General features: G+C 24.6%; 22 protein-coding genes and 2 tRNA genes. 19 read left to right on the plus strand and 5 right to left on the minus strand.

The window, feature by feature from the left end; genetic code table 4:
- Window positions 1-111: 111 nt before the first annotated feature.
- The 5 genes from QEG99_RS00635 to QEG99_RS00655 all read left to right on the plus strand — a co-directional run bounded on the left by QEG99_RS00635 (window position 112) and on the right by QEG99_RS00655 (window position 3650).
- A complete protein-coding gene (locus tag QEG99_RS00635) occupies window positions 112-552 on the plus strand; it encodes a hypothetical protein (RefSeq protein WP_280102085.1) in 441 nt (146 codons plus the stop codon).
- Between the two features lie 400 nt (window positions 553-952).
- The gene (locus tag QEG99_RS00640) at window positions 953-1795 is read left to right on the plus strand and encodes a hypothetical protein (protein WP_280102086.1); all 843 of its coding nucleotides are present in this window, start codon (window positions 953-955) and stop codon (window positions 1793-1795) included.
- Window positions 1796-1897: 102 nt separating this feature from the next.
- Window positions 1898-2725: a DNA adenine methylase gene (locus QEG99_RS00645; RefSeq protein ID WP_280102087.1), complete on the plus strand. Its 828-nt coding sequence runs from the start codon at window positions 1898-1900 to the stop codon at window positions 2723-2725.
- 8 nt (window positions 2726-2733) lie between these two features.
- Window positions 2734-3318: a DpnII family type II restriction endonuclease gene (locus tag QEG99_RS00650; RefSeq protein ID WP_280102088.1), complete on the plus strand. Its 585-nt coding sequence runs from the start codon at window positions 2734-2736 to the stop codon at window positions 3316-3318.
- Complete coding sequence (locus QEG99_RS00655; protein ID WP_280102089.1) at window positions 3267-3650, plus strand: DpnII family type II restriction endonuclease; 384 nt, start codon at window positions 3267-3269, stop codon at window positions 3648-3650. The genes QEG99_RS00650 and QEG99_RS00655 overlap by 52 nt, the downstream gene beginning before the upstream one ends.
- Window positions 3651-3709: 59 nt before the next feature.
- Here the strand turns inward: QEG99_RS00655 and QEG99_RS00660 are convergent, their stop codons facing one another.
- A complete protein-coding gene (locus QEG99_RS00660; RefSeq protein WP_280102090.1) occupies window positions 3710-4324 on the minus strand; it encodes a thymidine kinase in 615 nt (204 codons plus the stop codon).
- A 227-nt stretch (window positions 4325-4551) separates the two neighbouring features.
- On the opposite strand from QEG99_RS00660, the gene QEG99_RS00665 reads away from it, so the two are divergent.
- The 3 genes from QEG99_RS00665 to hinT are packed head-to-tail and all read left to right on the plus strand — an operon-like array spanning window position 4552 to window position 8741.
- Window positions 4552-6750: a HinT-interacting membrane complex protein P80 gene (locus tag QEG99_RS00665; protein ID WP_280102091.1), complete on the plus strand. Its 2199-nt coding sequence runs from the start codon at window positions 4552-4554 to the stop codon at window positions 6748-6750.
- 9 nt (window positions 6751-6759) lie between these two features.
- Window positions 6760-8421, plus strand: coding sequence for a HinT-interacting membrane complex lipoprotein P60 (locus QEG99_RS00670; RefSeq protein ID WP_280102092.1), 1662 nt, complete (start codon window positions 6760-6762; stop codon window positions 8419-8421).
- A complete protein-coding gene (hinT, locus tag QEG99_RS00675) occupies window positions 8418-8741 on the plus strand; it encodes a histidine triad protein HinT (RefSeq protein WP_280102356.1) in 324 nt (107 codons plus the stop codon). The genes QEG99_RS00670 and hinT overlap by 4 nt, the downstream gene beginning before the upstream one ends.
- Before the next feature lie 90 nt (window positions 8742-8831).
- On the opposite strand, the gene QEG99_RS00680 is transcribed toward hinT, so the two are convergent.
- Entirely contained in the window at window positions 8832-9179 is a 348-nt protein-coding gene (locus QEG99_RS00680) for a TM2 domain-containing protein (protein WP_280102093.1), read from the minus strand.
- Between the two features lie 273 nt (window positions 9180-9452).
- Window positions 9453-9528: transfer RNA gene (locus tag QEG99_RS00685), tRNA-Thr, on the minus strand.
- Between the two features lie 45 nt (window positions 9529-9573).
- Between QEG99_RS00685 and QEG99_RS00690 the strand changes: the two genes are divergently transcribed.
- The 6 genes from QEG99_RS00690 (at window position 9574) to QEG99_RS00715 (ending at window position 14082) form a co-directional block, all read left to right on the plus strand.
- Window positions 9574-10242 (plus strand): 16S rRNA (uracil(1498)-N(3))-methyltransferase, encoded by a 669-nt coding sequence (locus QEG99_RS00690; protein ID WP_280102094.1) that lies wholly within the window; start codon window positions 9574-9576, stop codon window positions 10240-10242.
- 102 nt (window positions 10243-10344) lie between these two features.
- Window positions 10345-10998, plus strand: a complete 654-nt coding sequence (locus QEG99_RS00695) for a LemA family protein (protein ID WP_280102095.1) — start codon at window positions 10345-10347, stop codon at window positions 10996-10998.
- Window positions 10999-11002: 4 nt separating this feature from the next.
- On the plus strand, window positions 11003-12076 hold the full coding sequence (locus QEG99_RS00700) for a hypothetical protein (RefSeq protein WP_280102096.1): 1074 nt from the start codon (window positions 11003-11005) through the stop codon (window positions 12074-12076).
- 83 nt (window positions 12077-12159) lie between these two features.
- Entirely contained in the window at window positions 12160-13236 is a 1077-nt protein-coding gene (gene prfA, locus QEG99_RS00705; RefSeq protein ID WP_280102097.1) for a peptide chain release factor 1, read from the plus strand.
- Window positions 13223-13954, plus strand: a complete 732-nt coding sequence (locus tag QEG99_RS00710; RefSeq protein WP_280102098.1) for a peptide chain release factor N(5)-glutamine methyltransferase — start codon at window positions 13223-13225, stop codon at window positions 13952-13954. The genes prfA and QEG99_RS00710 overlap by 14 nt, the downstream gene beginning before the upstream one ends.
- Window positions 13955-14008: 54 nt before the next feature.
- Window positions 14009-14082 (plus strand) — tRNA-Gly (locus tag QEG99_RS00715).
- Between the two features lie 194 nt (window positions 14083-14276).
- Here QEG99_RS00715 and QEG99_RS00720 read toward each other — a convergent pair.
- The gene (locus tag QEG99_RS00720) at window positions 14277-15215 is read right to left on the minus strand and encodes an L-lactate dehydrogenase (RefSeq protein WP_280102099.1); all 939 of its coding nucleotides are present in this window, start codon (window positions 15213-15215) and stop codon (window positions 14277-14279) included.
- A gap of 76 nt (window positions 15216-15291) precedes the next feature.
- On the opposite strand from QEG99_RS00720, the gene QEG99_RS00725 reads away from it, so the two are divergent.
- On the plus strand, window positions 15292-15759 hold the full coding sequence (locus QEG99_RS00725) for an L-threonylcarbamoyladenylate synthase (RefSeq protein ID WP_280102100.1): 468 nt from the start codon (window positions 15292-15294) through the stop codon (window positions 15757-15759).
- Window positions 15759-16211, plus strand: a complete 453-nt coding sequence (rpiB, locus tag QEG99_RS00730; protein ID WP_280102101.1) for a ribose 5-phosphate isomerase B — start codon at window positions 15759-15761, stop codon at window positions 16209-16211. Before QEG99_RS00725 ends, rpiB begins: the two co-directional genes overlap by 1 nt.
- Window positions 16212-16251: 40 nt before the next feature.
- Here the strand turns inward: rpiB and rpsT are convergent, their stop codons facing one another.
- Window positions 16252-16521 (minus strand): 30S ribosomal protein S20, encoded by a 270-nt coding sequence (gene rpsT / locus QEG99_RS00735; RefSeq protein WP_280102102.1) that lies wholly within the window; start codon window positions 16519-16521, stop codon window positions 16252-16254.
- A gap of 167 nt (window positions 16522-16688) precedes the next feature.
- Here rpsT and QEG99_RS00740 point away from each other — a divergent pair, with 167 nt between their 5' ends.
- The 3 genes from QEG99_RS00740 to dnaB are packed head-to-tail and all read left to right on the plus strand — an operon-like array spanning window position 16689 to window position 20443.
- Window positions 16689-18698 carry a GGDEF domain-containing protein gene (locus QEG99_RS00740; protein ID WP_280102103.1) on the plus strand — a complete coding sequence of 670 codons (2010 nt, stop codon included), beginning with the start codon at window positions 16689-16691 and terminating at the stop codon, window positions 18696-18698.
- On the plus strand, window positions 18679-19119 hold the full coding sequence (rplI, locus tag QEG99_RS00745; protein WP_280102104.1) for a 50S ribosomal protein L9: 441 nt from the start codon (window positions 18679-18681) through the stop codon (window positions 19117-19119). Before QEG99_RS00740 ends, rplI begins: the two co-directional genes overlap by 20 nt.
- Window positions 19112-20443 carry a replicative DNA helicase gene (gene dnaB, locus QEG99_RS00750; protein ID WP_280102105.1) on the plus strand — a complete coding sequence of 444 codons (1332 nt, stop codon included), beginning with the start codon at window positions 19112-19114 and terminating at the stop codon, window positions 20441-20443. Before rplI ends, dnaB begins: the two co-directional genes overlap by 8 nt.
- The last annotated feature ends 1 nt before the right edge of the window (window position 20444 follow it).

The raw sequence follows: 20444 nt of genomic DNA on the forward strand, positions 1-20444 counted from the left end.
TGAGGACAATTAAAGAATTTTTACTTTCATTCACCTTATGATTTAATACGAGAATATATATATCACAAAACTTTTAGAAGTATTCCTTGATACATAGAAGATAAAGACGAAATGGCATTAAAAGAAATGGGAAATATAAATGAGAAAATGGATTATGATAGTTTATGAAAAAGAGGTATTTTTAGACAAGAAGATATAATTTTTATAAATTATCATATTATAAAACCAAATATTATAAAAAATGATAATAAACGTTATATGTTAATTAATCTTTATAGTGTTTTTGTAGCTAAAAAATGAGAAGAAACAGATAAAAACACGAAAGAAACGGAAGTATTTTACTCTTTTAAATCTCCTGACACTAAATATTGAATTAATAATCCAGAACTGAAAATTTCAAGATTTTTCCAAACTGAATGAGGAGGAGTAAAAATTGAAAATGGAAATGTAAAATATGATACATTAGATCCTAATATTCATTTTAATAACTCAAAAGATTCTAATATTTCCATAATGAATGTTGTTTATGATAAGGATATTGATAAAAAATAATTGAAATTAATCCTAATCATATAGAAAAATCAAAACACCCATTTGTTAAAGTTATAATGAAAAGTTATGCATTACCACTAGATGATGCTAGAAAAATATCTGATTTATTTCATTTATTAGGAAGGTATCCTTACGGACCAGTTATCGAATAACTTATTTAATTTTAATAAATAAATATTAAAGTAAAAAATATTCATTATATTTACTATATTTTATTTTAGACACAGACAAAATTACTCAGGAGGAATACATCCCTTATGAATAAATTATTAAAAATTGCCTTAATTGTGCCACAACATTATCTATAATTCCGCTAGATTCTTGTTCTAAAATTGAAAGTCAGTCAGCACAAAATACTATTAAATTAAAAGAAAATTTAAATTTAGAAAATTTATTTTCAATGGGCGGTGAAGTTGAATCCTGAAAGTTTAAAAAAACTAATTTCGACGACATTGTCATTGTTTATGATTTTAAATCAGATTCAAAGAAATGAACTATTTTAGATAACGGTAAAATATTTTCATTTTTTAACAATGTAAAAGTCAAACATTCAATGTTTCCTGAAACGTTTAAAGAAGATTGAAAAGAATTAAACAGAAGTGAGCAAATGACTTATCACAATCCAGAACTAAGAAAAAAATTACGCGAAGAACTAGAAAATCGTTATAAAGATAATTTAGAAAAATTAAATAAGGAAATGGAATATCAAAATTTACGAGAAAAGCATAATTTTTTTCAAGAAAGTGTCAATTTTATAAATATTAAGCAACTTGAAGATCACCCAATTAATAATGAAAGAAAATATATAGCGATAAATTTATTTAATTTTTTAGTTGCAAAAAAAGAAGTAATACAAAATAGCAAAAATAATGAAATTGAAACATTTTATACATTAAATTCAAACACACCGTATTTTATTAATGAAGCTAAATTAAATATTAAAAATAATTTTAATTTTGAAAATAACAGCATTGAAATAATTAATGACATTAAAGAAACAAAATTTGATCTTGATAAATATTATAAAAATTTAAGTCATTCAAATGTTTCAATAATAGATATTTCATCAGCTCCTGATCCTTACAATGATGATGAAACTATAAGAATGCCTTATTCCAATTTTATAATTAAATCTAAATATCCTTTTGTAAGAGTCGTAATGAAAACATATATAGTTGAAACAAAAACAAATATCGACAATTTAAAATATTCAGATATTGAAAATGCTTTAAAAATTCAATAAATTAATAAAATTAAAACAAAGTTTTTATAACATAAAAAGTTGATACTTTTTATGTTTTTTTACTGTTTTTTATATAATTTATTTATTAAATTAAGGAGAATGATGAGTAAAAAAATTAGTCCTTTTGTAAAATGAGTTGGTGGAAAAACTCAAATACTAAATGAAATAAAAAAGCGAATGCCTAAAAAATTTAATAAATATTATGAGCCATTTGTAGGAGGGGGAGCACTACTTTTTGAAATAATGCCCGAAGTTGCTATTATTAATGATATTAATTCACATTTAATTAATGCATATAAAAAAATAAAAACCGACCATAAAAAATTGTTAATGTTACTAAAAAAATGAGATAATGAAGTTTGTGATAAAAATTTATATTTTCAACGACGAAAAGAATTTAATCTTAAAATAATTAATAATACTAATGATGTTGAAGCCGCTGCGCTTTTTATATATTTAAATAAAAGATGTTTCAACGGAATTTATCGTGTTAATTCAAAGGGTTTATTCAATGTGCCTTTCAATAATAAGGCAAAAGTGAATTCTTTTTCAGAAGATAATATTAAAAATATTGGTTATTTTTTAAAAAAAGTTAAAATTTTAAATTTAGATTTTGAAAAAGCGTTAGTGGATGCAACGAAAGATGATTTTATTTTTTTTGATAGCCCTTATGCTCCATTGACAAAAACATCCTTCAATTCTTATACTGAAAATGGATTTGGTGTAGATGATCATATTAGATTATTTAATTTGTTTAAACAATTAGATGAAAAAGGTTGTTATGTTATGTTAACTAATCATAATACACCATTTATAAATGAATTATATAAAGATTATAAAATTGAAATAATAAATGTCAAAAGAATGGTTAATTCTGATGCTAATAATAGGTATGGACAAGAAGTTATTATTACAAATTATTTAAAATAAGGAAAAATATGAACAATTTAAAGCAAGATGAAAAATTAAAACTTTTTATCCATACTCTTTTAGAAACGAATCGAGATTATGATTTTTATATCAACTGAAATAACATTGATTATTATAATGAATTCAAACAAGAATTAGAATGGTTAAATATATTAATAAAAAATGACGATTTTGATAATCAATTTTCAATTTTATTAAAAAATAAACCATCAATTGTAAAAACTTTTCCCTTACTTTTTGCGCTTGGGAAAAAAGAAAGGGATGAATTGGTAAAAAAATCAAAAAAATTTAAATTAATTAATTCAGATGATGAATTTTACTTTTCAGAAAATTTAGAAAATTCCACTTTAACAGAAAAACAAATTAGCAAATACTTAATTTTTTTCAAAAAAATGGGTCTAAAAAATTTATTTATGAACTTTATAAATTCTAGTGTTTTAGATTATGTTATAGGAGTTCTTGTGGGGTTGGACACAAATGGAAGAAAAAATAGAAGCGGTATAAATTTTGAATCACTTTGTTCAAATGTTATTGAATCCATTTGCAAAAAATATGATATTTTTATAAAAAAACAAAAAAATTTAAAGAATTAAATAACTTAAAGTTTAGTATAAATGAAGATATTTTAAATAGAAAAGCAGATTTTATTTTAATAAAAAATAATAAAATTATTAATATTGAAGTTAATTATTTCTTTTCTTCTGGTTCTAAGCCAGAAGAAATTGTTGATAGTTATATAAATAGAAAAAATGATTTAAAACAAAATAATATCGAATTTATTTTAATTTCAGATGGTTTATGTTGAAATAACGAATTTAAAAGTCAACTTAATAAAGTTTTTAAATACATAGATTTAATGAATTTTTATATGGCTAGCAACGGTTATTTAGAAGATATTATAAAAACATATTTGGATATAAAATAATGTTAAAAATTTAAAAAAAAAAAAAAAAAGATGATCTTTTGTTTTTAAGATCAACTTTTTTAATCAACATTCTTTTTCGCTTCTTCCATTTTAGTCACTTCTTGCATTTTAGTAAATTCTCCTTTTATATGACAAGAACGGCATCTAGCTTCGTACTCTTCAATATCGCCTAACATTTTTAAATTTCGACTATTAACTTTTCTAAAACTAGTTGAAGCTGCATTTTTACATCTAACGCAAACTGCTTGTAATTTTGTAATAGTTTCAGCCATAGATAGAAGATAAGGCATAATCCCAAAAGGTCTTCTTAAATAATCTAAGTCCAATCCACTAACAATTACTCTAATACCGTCATCAGCCAGTTCGTTTATTAAAGTTAAAACATCCTTGTTAAAAAAATGAACCTCATCAATAGCAACAGCCTTATAATTTTTCTTTTTAAATAATTCTCGTATTTCATCAGCACTAGAAACACTATGAGTCGAAATTTTAGCACCTGATCTGGAAATAATTTCATTTTCTGAAAAACGAGTATCAAAATTTGGTTTAATAACTAAAGTTTTAATATTTGCATACTCAAGAATTCTTATTCTTTTTAATAATTCTTCGCTTTTACCCGAAAACATAGGACCTGTAATCACTTCTATCATTCCTTCGGAAAATTTTTTATACATTTAACCCCCAAAATCTCCTTTTAATTTTTTGATAATAATTTTATTAAATTCTATTATAAATTAATAGTTTTAATAGCAAAATAAAAACTAAAAATGATCTATATATGATAAAGCATTTTTGCTGTAAAAAAAACTATATTATTTTTTTACTAATTTAAAATTGATAATTTGGTAAAATTTTTATATTATTAATTAAAAATTAATATTTCAAATTAAATGAGGTAATAATGTCAAAAGAAAACATATTTAAAAAAATTGCTAGAATGAATTCTAAAAATAAAAGTAAGAAAAAAGACACAAATAAAACACCTGAACAAATTAAAAAGGCTAAAACTATTAGATATTCGCTTTTTGGTTTAGGTTTTGTTTCTTTATCTGCAATTGCAATAGGAGTTCCAATTGGTTTTGCAAATGTTAAAAAAGTTGTAATTGATAAAAGAGATGATAATAGCTTATTAGTTTCTTTTTCGTCACCTGATGGTAAGGATGTTGATCTTACAATGAAAGAACTTTTAGATAGTGTTAAAGTTCCTTCAGTTTTAAATAAGGAAAAAATGGAAGAAGCTAAAAAAACACTTGTAAAATATTTATATCAAGAGGAATACGAAGCTTCAAAATTATTTAAAGAAGCTTGAGATAAATCGTATGTTGAAGGTAAAACTAGCTCAAATTCAATTTTTAATCCAAATTTTAAAAGTTATGAAGAAGTTCAAAATGAACAAAAAAATAAATTAGAAGATCAAAGAAGACAATATCAAAAAAACTACGGTTATGAAAATTGAGAATCGGAATTTAATAAATTTTTAACTACAAATGCTCAATTTGGTGGAGCAACAACTTTTGAAAAAGCGGTAGAACATTTAACATATACAACAATTCAAGCAAAAGCTTTATCAAGATTTACTCCTGAATTTTCAACAGCATTTTTAGCAAAAGATGTTAAAAATCGTGTATTATCGGAAGATGTAAAAGATAAAAATGGAAATATAGTGTTTGCTAAAGGCGAAAGATTATTTAAAGATATAATCATTTTAGATGATTCATCAGATAAAGGTAATAGTGCTACAAATGCTTTTTTACCTAATATTGACAAAAAAGAAAATGCACAAAAAACTCCTAAAGAATTAGCAAAAATCGCTGAAGATTATCGTGTTTCTGCTTTTTTAACAAAATCCTACGTTAAAGAATATATGAATGCAAATAATGTTGTTAATAAATTTTACTTTTCCGAAAATGCAATTTTAAAAGACCAGTTTTATTTTTACGACATTTCACAATTAACAATTAATGCAACACAAAATCAAACAAATGCTCAGTCATTTTGAAAAATTGCTAAAAACGATTTAAAAGAACTTTTAAAATATTCAGTAACTGAATTAAATGAAAATAATACTACTAAAACTGTTAAAACACATTTAGAGTTAATTGAAAATTTCAAAGGAGCATCTTCAGATGATAAAAATCAAAATGTTAATGATAAAATCCTTTTAGATTCTATTAATTCTTCAGTGAATAAAAGTAATGCACAATTTTTAGGACAAAAAGGGTTAAGAAACTTATCGCAAATTTTTAGCGGCGAAGATGCATCTTATGCACTTGCATTTGTAAACGACGTTTATAGCGCAAAAGAAGCGAATAACATTTTTTCACAAACTTTATTTACAAAAATAAAAGAGAAAATTTTTAAAAATGGTAATGAAATTTTATTACCAGAAAGCAGTTCATTAGCTAATAAATCACTTTCTGAAATAACAGAATTAAACAGAAAACTTTCTGAATTTATTGATAAATTAAGTGATGGGGATTTAAATTTAGTTGGTGATGCATTTAAAGAAACATTTGGCGAAACATCAACAAACGGACAACCTAATTCATATAAAATTAGTACAATTTACAAATTAAGTGAAAATAATTTTGTTGTTTATTCATCAAAAGGTTTAAATATAGTCACAAAAAATGAAATCAACACTTTTGATAAGTTGCAAAATATATTGAAAAAAGAATTGCAGTTAAATGCTAATAATCAAAATGATTCATCATTTAAATCGAGATTACAAGTTTCACAATTATTTGATCAATTAAAAGAAGATCAGTTTGTATTGAAAGAATTATTAACAAATGATAAGTTTAAAAATAAACTTCTAGAAGAAAATCAAGCAAATGCAACACAAGAAGCTAAAGATGAATATTTAAACACATTAAATAAAAATATTGATAATGCAGTTAATTCATATTCATTAAATAAAATATTAGAAATAAATAAAAAAGTTGAACCATATTTAGAAACAGTTAGAAAAAATAATTTAAATGCCGACTATAAATTTAGTGATTCATTAAATCAATGAGTAATTGTCAATAAAGAAACAAAATCTGATATAGAAACAATTTTCGAAGCTTTACAAAAACATTATGGAATTAAAAAATAAGGAGGAAAAATGAAAAAAATCAAAAATAAAAAATTAATACTATCTTCTTTAATAATTAGTTCTTTTACCTTGCCAGTGGCAATTTCTTGTTCAAACAATTATTCTGTTAATAGTTCAGAAAAAATAAAAGAAGATGATTTTTTAAAATCTCAAGAAGTTAAATCGTTTATTGAATCTAAATATGTTGAAAATATTTTAATACAAAAAGTATTTAAAATTACTTCACAGTCATTAACATTTGAAATTGATAACAATCAAGGCGAATTTTATAAAAAAGCAAAAGAGGCATTTGATTTTTATCAAAAGCAAGAAATTAGAAAAAATCCTTCATTTACTGTTAAATTATTTTCAGATTTAACTTCTAAAAATCAACTAACTGGCGAAGAAATTAATGTTTTAAAATCAGATATTGGACCTAAGCAAGAATTTGGTGAACAATCTTTTAAAATACTTTATAAAAATCCTTATTCAGGAATTAAAGCAACAGTTGATAAAATGCTTTTAGTCTCAAACTTTTTAATTAATTTAGATACTAAAGAGATTAAAGATTCTAAAAGATTTAAAGATTCTATTGCCGATTCTAATACAAATTACAACAAAAAAACAATCTATCAAAATATAAATCCAGAAAGCAAAGATTTTTTTCTAAAAGTTTTATTATTAGAAAAGCAACCGGGACAAATATGGAAATATGAAACTAGCGATGCAAATTATTTAACAGTAGTAAAATTGTTAAAAATTAAAGATGCTACATCATTTAATTCTTTAATTAATAAACAAGAATTAAATTCTGATTTAACTGCTCAAATCAAAGATTTTGAGTTATTAGGTGTTAATGATTCTTTAAATGTAAAAGATTTATATGCATATAAAGGAATTTTGTATAATCAAGGTTCAAATGTTAAAGGTGATTTTAACTACAATGTTGATGCATTAAAAAAACAGGCAAAAATTGAAAGCGGTTTTGTTGATGAAAAAACAAGGTTAATTTATTCATCAGATGATTTATCTTCTTCAGAAAACTGGAAAGATAAAAAAATTTTGGCTTTAACTTTAAAAGATTCTTTTGATAAAAATAAAAACAAGTTTCAATTATCTAAAGATGATTTAGAAATTAAAGAAGCAAATTCGCACTCTAATGTAACTTACACAATAGAAAGAATTTTACCTTCAGAAACAAATCAAGAGAAAATGGTTGATGTTTTAGTTAAAATGTCGCTAGCAAATGGAAATAATAAATCAAATTACTATTATTGAGTTAATGTCGATTGAACAAATGCTCAATCAGTTAAATACACACCAACAATTGCAGAAAATGGTCAAGATTTAAATGAACAATTTTTATCAGAAATTCCTGTATTAAATGAAGATTCAACTAAAGTTTCAGCCACATATTTTAATAAAATAGTTCCATTATATGATGAAGAAGTTGTAAAAAATGAAAATGATAAAACTACTAAAAAAGTTTATTTTTCATTAAATAATACCCCTTGAAATTCAGATGAACAAAAACAAAAATTAGCATATTCATTATATTTAGCAGATTCTACTTCTTTATATAATGATGTAAAAAGTTTTTATGAAGATCTAGGATTTAAAATTTCATATAAAGACGAAGTTTTAAATCAAAAAACAGATAATGCAAATAACTCTAAGGATGGTAAAAAATAGTGGATAAATTATTTTTGAAAATAATTAACAGAGAACTTCCTGCAGATATTTTGTATGAAGATGATAAAGTAATTGCTTTTTTAGATATTAAACCAGTTCGAAAAGGGCACTTTTTAGTTATCCCTAAAAACTATTCTAGAAATTTAATTTCAATTAAAGAAGATGATTTTATTTATTTAATGACAAAATCAAGAGAGCTTGCTTTAGAACAAATTAAAAAACTTAATGTCAAGGGATTCCAATTAATTGTAAATAACGAACCAGAAGCAAAACAAGTAGTTTTTCACACCCATGTTCACATCATTCCTAGTGATAAATAAAATTGAAATTATAAATTGAAAAAAATAGACAAATTTAATGGTCTATTTTTTTTATATAGTAAAAATGTGTCAAATTTATTTAATTTTATTTTAAATTTTTGTAGCGAATTGAAATAGTGATAATTCTCTTACAAGCATTTCGCTATTTAGTATTCTAGTTCTTTTTCTTACGGTAAACAGATCTAAAATAGTTCAAACTAGAAAACCACCAAATGTAATAAATTTTAAAAATGCTTGGCTTTCTTTTAAATAGAATCTGTCAAGATTTATTATTCCTAATAAAAGTGCCACAGAAGGTTTTTTAAATTTAGCATCAACTGTTTTTTTAAATAACATTAGTTCTTCTGTGGTCATCTTTTTTAAAGCCACTTCTACTAAAGTTCTATCTTTTTTAACAACTTTTTTTATTACGGAATTTATTAACTGTCCTCTTTCCATATCATTCCTTTCATTTATATTAAATTAATTTTAATACATTGCAAAAAAAAAAAAAAAACATAAAAATGCTTTTTTCAGTTAAAAATATGGCGATTTTGCCTCTTTTTCTTTTTTATTGAATTTTTAGTAAAAAAATAAAAAGTAAACATTTTAATTATTTAATCCATTTAAAATTGCATTAAATAATTAAAATGTTTAATAATTGCAAAAATAATAAGTGATATAATAATATATATTTTAATATTTATATAATTTAGGTCATTTTTTATGATATGGTGCCAACAACAGGAATCGAACCTGCGACCCCATCCTTACCATGGATGTGCTCTACCTACTGAGCTATGATGGCATTTTCATTAATATTATAACCTAAAAAGGAAAGAGGTGTAAAAAAATGATGAGATTTTTTGCTCAAAAACGCGAAGGAAACTATTTTATATTAAGTAAAGAAACTCTTGCACATATAAAAGTTGCAAGAGTGGAAAAGGAAAATTTTATTTGTATTTATAATGAAAAATTTTATGAATGTGTCTTACATAATGATTTAGCACTAATTATTAAAGAAATTGAAGAAAACCACGAATTTCAAGGCGAAGTAGCAATTGCTTGCGCCATTATTAATACAAAAAGATTTGAATGAATGATACAAAAAGCTACCGAATTAGGAGCTACTAGATTAATTCCACTTTTAACTGAAAGAGTTGAACAAAAATTGGGTGAAGATTTAATAAAAAAAGTTGAAAGATGAAATGAAATAGCAAAAAATGCTGCTGAACAATCTTTTAGAAATAAACCAATGCAAGTTGATTTTCCAGTAAAATTTGAAAAAGTTTTTGAAAACTTTTATAAGTTCAGGTATATTGCTCATGAAAAAGTTGAATATAAAATTAATAATACTTTTTTTCCTCAAGATTCAATATTTTTAATAGGACCAGAAGGTGGTTTTACTGATAAAGAAGTTCAACTAGCATTAGATAATGACTATCAATTAATTTCTTTAGGAAAAAGAATTTTAAGATCAGAAACAGCACCGCTTTTTATTTTATCTAGAATTGAAGAATAAATTAAAATAATTAAAATACAGCATATTTTATGCTACGTTTTTATATTATATAAAAACATTTTTTCCTTTCTTTTATGATAAAATTTAAATGGAAAGGAAAAAATGTCAAATTTATTTAATAACAGAGAATATAATAATCCAAAGGGATTAGAACCTGCTGTAGATAATTTAGAAAAAAGTCCAAATTGCAGTGTTGCTACAAAAGTAATATTTTGAATTTTTGGTACACTTTTATTATTTGCAGGACCAATTTATTATTTAGTAAAAAGAAATAAGTTTTTAAGAATTCAAAACGAAATTAACGAAGCAGCTTCAGGAATTGATACACAACTTGCAAAGCGTGCTGATACTTTAATTAAACTAGTTGACCAAGTTAAATCATTTAAAAATTTTGAAAAAGAAATTTTAACTGATGTTACAAAAATGAGATCACTAATGGGGCAATCCGGATTATCAAATGCCCAAGAGCTTCAATCGCTTTCAAATAGTGTTTTAGGAAGATTGATCGCAGTTTCTGAAAATTATCCAGAATTAAAATCCAATCAACTTTATTATGAATTAATGAATCAAACTTCATATTTAGAAAGAGAAATTGCAGCTTCTAGAAGATTATACAACTCAAAAGTTACTGCATTTAATTCTGAAATTTTTGTTTGACCAGCAAATATTGTTTCTTCAGATATGAAATTATCAACATTACCACTATTTCAAGCATCAGAAATTCAAAGACAAGATGTATCAATGAAGGATTTATAATTAAATGAAAATAGTAGAAAATTTTAAAACTTTTAATGTTTTCAAGGAAGAAGCAGATCAAAAATTCTTGCCTAAATTAACCGAGACAGTTGAAAGTTCCATTAGCGAAAAAGATAAAAAGAATTTAAAAATTTCATTGTTAGTCATTTCAGTTTCTTCAATTATTGCAATTGCTTTTTTAATCGGAATGGTAGCAGGTTTTTTTAATAAAAATATTAATGTTTTAGCATTAGTTGTTAGTTCATTGATTTTTATAATTATATCAATAATTTTAATAATGGTTTTTTACTATAAATCAACAAAAATAAAAAAACGTATTAGAATGGAAATTAAAAAAAAATTAAATCCCGAACTAATGTATAAAGAGGCATTTGAAACTCTTGAAAAGGGCTTTACTTATTTAGGATATAGCGATGACACTAACATTGAAAATCCTTCACAATTACAAGCTTTTAATAAATGTCAAATTACGGAAAAGGATATACAAACTTTTAGATATAACGTTCCTTATGATGCGCATATAAAAGCAAGAAGTGCGAGTAAAAATTTATTAATTGATAATAAATACCCTGTTTCATTATTAAATATTTTATGAGAAAGAGTTGTTAAAGTAAATAATAAAGAAAATGTAGAATATTACAATACTGGAATTTTAAAAATCAATACAGAACATTTAAAAGATCGTGCATTTGATTTTGAATTATTAAAGAAAAAAGGACTTTTTGGACTAACTAATAAAGGAATTAAATTAGAAAATAACGAATTTAATAAAATTTTTAATCCAATATCTAAAAATGAATTAAAAATCAGACAAATGTATACTCCATTAGCAATGGAAACTTCTGTAAATAGATATAAAGATAAAGCGGGAAGTAAAATATTTAATTTTACAATCACATCAATTGGTAAAAATGTTTATTTTGAATATAATGTTGATTTTGGATTTATGGAATTAAATTTCCCTAATTCTATTAAAAAGGATAAATTAATTAAATATTTATATAATGATTTTTTAAAAGATACATATTCACTATACTATTTATTATCGTTTATCTATATTCCTCTTTATTTATATTAAAACAAAAGACGAACTTAAATCATTATTAGTTCGTTTTCTTTTTTTAATTTTCTTTTTTTAAACATTAATATATAATTTAAAATATGGAAAATTCAATGTACAAATCTTTAATGACAATAAAGGAAAAGTATCAAGAACTTAATGACAAATTATTAGATTCTAATTTAATGCAAGATATAAAAAAGTACACACAAATTAATAAAGAAATTTCTTCAATTAAACCGATAGTTGAAGCTTTTAATGAATATCAAATATTAGAAAACAATTTAAAAGATGCTAAATTATTATTAAATGAAAAAGATGAAGAAATTGTTTTAATGGCAAAATTAGAAATTACTAATGCAGAAGAAAAAATGCCTATTTTAGAAAAACAATTAATTGTTTTATTATTACCTAAAGACGAAAATGATGATAAAAATGTCATTATGGAAATTAGAGGTGCAGCCGGTGGAGATGAGGCTAATATTTTCGCTGGCGATCTTTTTAAAATGTATTCCAAATGAGCTGATTTAAATAATATGAGTGTTAAAGTTTTAGATTCAACTTTTGCTAATTCTGGAGGATTTACACAAATAGTTTTTTCAGTTAGTGGACTAAATGCCTATTCAAAATTGAAATATGAATCAGGTGTTCATAGAGTGCAAAGAGTTCCTGAAACAGAAACTCAAGGAAGGGTACATACATCAACTGCAACTGTTACTGTTATGCCTGAAGCTGATGAGGATGTTGATATTGAAATTAATCAAAGTGATTTAAGAATTGATACATTCCGTTCTTCAGGTGCCGGAGGTCAGTCAGTTAATACAACAGACTCAGCAGTTAGAATTACTCATATACCAACAGGAGTTATCGCTACTTCGCAAGACGGAAGAAGCCAAATTGCTAATCGTGAACTAGCGATGAAAATTTTAAAAACTAGACTTTACGAACTAGAAATTAGAAAAAAACAAGAAACTGAAAGTGAGTTTAGAAAATTAGCGGGCTCAGGTGCTAGAAGCGAAAAAATCAGAACATATAATTACCCACAAGATAGAATCACTGATCATCGAATTGCCTTTTCAACTTCATTAAAAACCGCCATTGCCGGACAATTAAATCCAATTATTGATGCTCTTTTAGCTGAAGAACAAGCGGAAAAAATTCAAAATGCAGGATTATAACATTAGAAAAAAATTGCTTTTAAAAGAAAAATTAAGACATAATTTGCCTTTAAAAATCGGTGAATTAGAAAAAGAAAAATTAAAATCAGATATGCCAATTCAATTAATTGTAGGATTTATTGAAATGCAAAATGTTAAAATTTTACTTAAAGATAATAAATTATTAATTCCTAGATATGAAACCGAGGAAGTAATAATCGAAAGTTTTAATTATATAAATAAACATAGTAAAGTTCTAGATTTATGTTGTGGTACCGGATTTATCGGCATTGCAATAGCAAAAAATGTTAATTGTCAAGTATCGATGGTCGATATAGATGAAAATGCAATTTATTCCAGTGTTGAAAATGCAAAAATTAATAATGTTGATAAAAATACAGATATTTATTTATCTGATTTGTTTTCATCAGTTCCAAAAACTGAACAATTTGATTTAATCATCTCTAATCCACCATACATTCCAGAAAACATTGTTTTAGATAGTTCCGTTTTAAATTGAGAAAATCATCAAGCTCTTTTTGCTAAAGAAAAGGGCAATTATTTTTATCGTCTAATTTTAGAAAATGCTAAATCATTTTTAAAACCAAAGGGATATTTAATATTTGAAATTTCAGATTGAAATGTAAATTTTTTAAAAAAATATCCAAATATTGATTTGAAAATTAAAAAAGATATTAATAATAAAAATCGTATTGCAATTATTCAATATAAAAAATAAAAAAATTATTTGTATATTTTTTAAAATGATGTATAATAATAAGGCTAAGAAGATGCGAGTGTAGTTTAATGGCAGAACTTCAGCCTTCCAAGCTGACTATGAGGGTTCGATTCCCTTCACTCGCTCCATTTCAGAAATGACCGAAAAAAGCAGTTATACTGCTTTTTTTAATAAAATCCAATATTAATAATCTTTGTTTAAAATTATCTTTTTTACTATTTTAAATATAAAATTTTGTTAAGTATTTTACTTTGTTTTATAAAAAAAATGATCCTTTAATTTTAGGATCATTTTTTTATAAAATTAAAAGATTTATCTAAAATTATTTAATTGAATTAATAGTATCTTTTACAATTTTCACGGATTTTTTAAATTTATTTAATTCTTTTTCATTCAGTTCTAATTCAACTATTTCTTTAATTCCATCTTTTCCGATAATTGCTGGAACACCAGTTACAACATCATTAACTTCATATTGATTTTCTAAATAAGCACCAACTGCTAAGATTTTGTTAGAATCTTCTTGAATATTTCTAACAATTTCTGCTAAACATGCACCAATTCCATAAAATGTTGCTCTTTTTCTTTCAATAATTCTATAAGCTTTTTGATACACTGGTTTTTCTAATAATTCTTCATAATTAGATGGATTAATTCCAGTTTTTTCTTCGTATTTACTAAATGGAAGTGTTCCGATTTTAAAAGATGAGTAATTTACTAGTGATGAATCTCCGTGTTCACCAAGAACATAAGCATTAATATTATCTGTAGAAACACCAGTTTTCAAAGACAATAATCTCTTTAATCTAGCAGTATCCAAACTAGTTCCTGAACCAATTACTTTATTAGAATCAAATCCTGTTTCTTTTAAATAAACATAAGTTAAAACATCTACAGGATTTGAAGCAATAATTGTAATTCCGTTAAAACCGCTTTCTTTAACGTTTCTTGCAATTTCTTTCATAATTAAAGAATTATCTTTAACCATTTCTAATCTTGTTTCACCAGGAGCTTGAGGTCTACCCGCTGTAATTACTAAAATATCAGCATCTTTAATGTTCGAATAATCTGTAGCATAAATATTATATTTTCTTGGTGAAGGGGAAATGGCATCTTCTAAATCAAGAACATTACCATCTCTAGGTCCTTCAAATTTGTCAATTAATCCATATTCACTTGCTAAACCTTGATTAATTGCTGAATAAAGAAACGATGTTCCTACGGCACCGCATCCAATTAAAATAATTTTTGTTTCTTTCATATCTTCTCCTTGTTTATATTTTAAATTATACTCCTATTTATTTAATTTTAAATAGGTTTTTTAGTAAAATAAAATAATGGAAAAAGAAAAAGATTTAAATGATGTTTTTATCACTACAACTGATACAGTTGTTGGAATAGGAGTTCCAGTTAATAGTAATAATGTTGAAATTTTATATAAATTAAAAAATAGAAATTTGTCTAAAAAAATTATTATTTTAGTTTCATCAATTGAACAAGCAAGAACTTTTAAACAATGAAATATTGATGCTGAAAAAATGGCACATAAATATTGACCAGGAGCTACAACATTAGTAGTTAATGATCAAGGTTTTAGAATGCCTGATCAAAGTGGATTATTACAATTACTTGAAAAATTAGGTCCTTGCTATGTAACTAGTGCAAATATTTCAGGAAAACAGACATTAAATTTGCAAGAAGCACAAAAAACTTTTTTTATGATAAAAAAGGTTTATGATTTTGGAGAAGGAACTAATAAACCTTCAAAAATTATTAGAGTTGAAAATATGGAGGAAATAAGATAATGAAAAAATTGAAAATTGCTTTTGCTAGCGATCATGCGGGATATGCTTTAAAATCACAAATTTTAGAATATATAAAATCAAAAGGATATGAAGTTGAAGATTTAGGGCCATTTAATGACAAAGAATCTGTTTCATATGCTGAATATGGAAAAAAATTAGCAAAACACTTACAAAATAAAAAAGCTGATTTAGGAGTTGGTTTTTGTGGCACAGGACTAGGAATTTCTTATGCTTTAAATAGATTTAAAGGGATTAGAGCAGCTAGAATTACTAATGTTAATGATGCTTATTTAGCTAAATTACATAATAATGCTAATGTTATTGCAATGAGTGGCCGTTTTACAACCTTTGAAGAAGCAAAAAAAATGGTCGATGAATTTTTTGAAACAAAATATGAAGGCGGAAGGCACCAAACTAGAATTGATCAATTAGATGAAGTGGGTCAAGATTAAAAATAAAAATCCCGAATTGGGATTTTTTTATATCTTAATTTTAAGCAGCAACTGAATGTTTTGCAACAAACGCATCAATTCTTGAAGCTTTTCTAGAACCATTATTTTTGTGTAGAACACCTTTAGAAACGGCAGTATTAATTTCTTTATGTGCTTTAGCTAATAATTCACTTACGTTTTCAGAATTTGCTAAAACAGCAACTCTTACTTTTTTAATAGCACCACGCACTCTTGATTTAATTGCATTGTTTCTTATTCTTGATTTTTCATTTGTTTTGATTCTTGTAATTTTAGATTTAATATTTGCCATTAGATCTCCTTATGTGTTTAGTTTTTAAATTATACAATATTTTTTATAATTTTATTTTTATTTTTTAAATATTATTGCTTTAGATTATTGATATTTTACTGCATTTTTAATAAAATAGTATGATTTTAATTAAAATATATTGTTTTTATCTTATAATATTTATAATTATGAATAAAAAAACAACAGCTATTATTTCAATTGGTTTTGGAATTATCATTTTAATAGTTCTTTCGTTAATTTTTGTTGCTTTATATAAAACAAATATTATTAGTAGTGGTGCATTGTTTACAATATTTTTAATATTTTTATTATTAATAACAATTGGTTTTTTCCTTACTTTGTGAGTTTATCTAAATAAATTTTCAAAAATTCATTCCTCTCTTTATAACTACATTAAGGATGTGATTGAAGATAGTAATTTAGGAATTGTTTTGCATTCAACAACGGGTAAGGTTATTTGAACTTCTTCATTTATTGAAAAAAGATTTGCAAAAAAATGAATTGGTAAAAATGTTAATGAATTATTTAATCAAAATAAAAATCTTGATGAAGATGATGAAATTATTTTCAGCGAAGATGGCTACACATATTTAGCTAAAAAATATCGTGATGCCAATTCAATTTCAATTAGAGACATCACTTTATATAATAATGTTTTAGAAAACTATAATAGAGATAAAATTATTATTGGTGAAATTGAAATAGATAATTTTCAATTATTACTTTCATCGTTGGGTGAGGAAGATTTTTTCAAAATTCAAACATCAGTTATTTCATTGCTAGATGAACTTTCAAAAACATATAATTTTTCTTATAGACAATATATTGATGGAAAATTTTGAATTGTAACTAATTATGAAACTTTTGAAAAATTAAGAAGTAAAAACTTTTCGGTTTTTAATGAAATTGAAGTTAAACTCAGCAATAGCAGTAATGATGTAAAGCAAATTGTGACTTTATCTGTTGGAATAGTTTATGGAACAAATCAAATTTTTAAATTAAACCAAATGGCGAAAGATGCACTTATGCATTCAAAAACAAGAGGTGGAAATCAAATTACAGTTGGGCAATATGGTCAAAGAAATGTTGTTTATGGTTCAAATAGCGAAATTAGTTCTAATTCAAGTAGAAGTGAATTAAATTATGTAGCTAAAAAAATGCTTCAAGTTTTAGAAGATCCTGAAGTAGAAAATATTATTTTATATGGTCATAAATATGCCGATTTAGATGCTATAGGTTCTGCTTATGCTTTAGGTCATTTTTTAATTAATTATGCAAAACATAAATTTAATTTAAACAAAAAAATGTTTATTCAAAATGTAACATTTGATGCTACAACAGAAAATTTTTTAAACAACAATGTTTCGGAAATTGATAAAAAGATTTTTTTAAAGCCAACAATTGCTACTAAAATGACTAATAAAAATACTATGGTGGTTGTTTTGGATACGGCGGAAGCAAGTAGAATCGAAAATCCAACAGCATTTAATAACAGCGATCCTAGAAAAGTGTTTATTTTTGATCATCACAGGGTGGTATCTGGAAAACCGGATTTTTTAGCCAAAGGAAATGATTACATTGAAACAACTGCCTCTTCTACGTCAGAAATTATCACTGATTTAATCGCCTTAAATTCAAGTAGCGAAATTAGATTAATTAGTCCATTTGTTGCCCAAATTTTACTTAATGGAATTTACATGGACACAAATCAATTTAAAAAATCAACAACAATGAAAACATTTAATGCAGCTTCCATTTTGGTAAAATGGGGTGCTCAAAGTGCTAAATCAATTGAAACATTAAAAATTAGCGAAGAAATTTTTGAATTAATTAATACTATAACTAAAAATGTTGAAGAAGTTAAACCTGGATTTTTATTGGCATATACCGATAAAGAAATTAATTTAGATGTAGTTTCAATAGCGGCCGATTTTATGCTGAATATCCAAGGAAGAAGAGCAACATTCGTGGTTGCTAAGGTTATAGGAAAAGATAAATATAAAATGTCTGCTAGAGGTATAAATAATACAAACGTTCAGATAATTGCAGAAGCAGTTGGTGGCGGTGGACATTTTTCAGCTGCTGCAGCTGAAAGTACAACAGAAACTTTGGAAGAATTTGTTGATAACATTAGACAAGCAATAGTGAGTGTGAGATATGAAAGTAATAATAATTAAAGATTGTAAAGATGGAAAAGTAAATCAAATAATCGATGTTTCAGATGGATATGCAAAAAATTATTTAATAAAAAATAAATTTGCAATTCCAGTTAATAAAAAAACATCTTTATTTTTAGATAAAAAATTAGAAAATGAAAAAAATGAAGAACTGAAAAAAATTGCAGAAGCCAATGAATTAAGAGAAAAAATTCATAAAATAATTTTGCATTTTAAATTAAAAGAAACAAATAATGTTGTTCATGGTTCAATAACAGCAAAAAAAATTTTAAAAGCACTAGAAGAATTGCATATTAAATTACCAAAACATTCTCTAGAAGATCATGTACATATTGTTTCTCTTGGTTTAACAGTTTTAAATGTTAAGTTGCATAAAGATGTAATTGCACATTTAAGAGTTAAGGTTGAAAAAGATGAATAAAACCTTTTATTTACCAGAAGAAATTGAGCAATCGTTAATTGCTTATATTTTATTAGTTGAACAAGATCAACAAAAAATCATTCCTTTTTTAGAAAAGGAAGATTTTTATAGCAAAAGAATTTCAATAATTTTTGAAGCAATTAATGATTTATTTTTTAGTTCAAAAAAAGTTAATACAATAACGGTTTTAAGTCAATTGCACGATACTAATAAATTACAAGCAATTGGTGGAGCATCATTTTTATCAGAAATTACAATTAATGTTCCTGTTTATTCTACAATTAAAGAAATAATGACAAATTTAATTGAAAAATCTAATTTGAGAAAAGCTCAAATGGCTATTCAATATACAATGTCGCAATTAAATGAATCTGATAAAAAAACAGATGATATTTTAAATGATTTTGAAGCTAAAATGGTACAAATTAGTCGTGGAGTTCAAATTCACGATTTTAAAGAAATGAAAGAAGTGGCTGCTGAAATTTTGAAAGATCTTCTTTCAAGAAAAAATATTTCATCTTTAAAAGGAGTAAGTACTGGATTTAGAGAATTAGATAAAATTACTTCAGGATTACAAAAAGGTGATTTAATCATTTTAGCAGCTAGACCAGCGATGGGTAAAACGGCATTCGCTTTAAATTTAACAAAAAATATTGTCGAAAATAATAATCATATTGCTGTGTTTTTTTCATTAGAAATGCCAACAACACAGCTTGTAACAAGAATTTTATCTGCAGAAACAGGTATTAGAGCAGATCATTTAAAAAACCCTCATATGCTAACCAATCACGATTGAGTTAATATTTCTACAACTTTAAATGAAAAAATTGGTCATTACAATTTATTTATTGACGATTCTGCCGGTATGAAATTACATGAAATGATTTGAAAAACTAAAAAATTATTGCAAAAAATGAAGAAAATCGATTTAATTGTGGTGGATTATTTACAATTAATTGATGTGGGTAGTGGTGGACAAAATCGTCAGGTAGAAGTATCGAAAATTTCTCGTACATTAAAACAACTTGCAAGAGAAATTAATTGTCCAGTGATTGCCCTTTCTCAACTTTCAAGAGAAGTGGAAAAAAGAGAAGATAAAAAGCCATTGATTTCCGATTTAAGAGAATCGGGAGCCATAGAACAGGATGCTGATATTGTGGCTTTTTTATATCGTGAAAATTATTATAAAAAAGAAATTTCTCCATACGACATTCAAGAAACCAAATTAATTATTGCTAAACATCGTAATGGAGCTATAGGGGAAATTAGTTTACAATTTAATCCAAAAATAGGATTATTTTTTGAAGAAGGAGAACAAAATTAAA

Origin of the sequence: Mesomycoplasma lagogenitalium (assembly GCF_029854295.1) — a bacterium.
GTDB lineage: Bacteria > Bacillota_I > Bacilli_A > Mycoplasmatales > Metamycoplasmataceae > Mesomycoplasma_A > Mesomycoplasma_A lagogenitalium.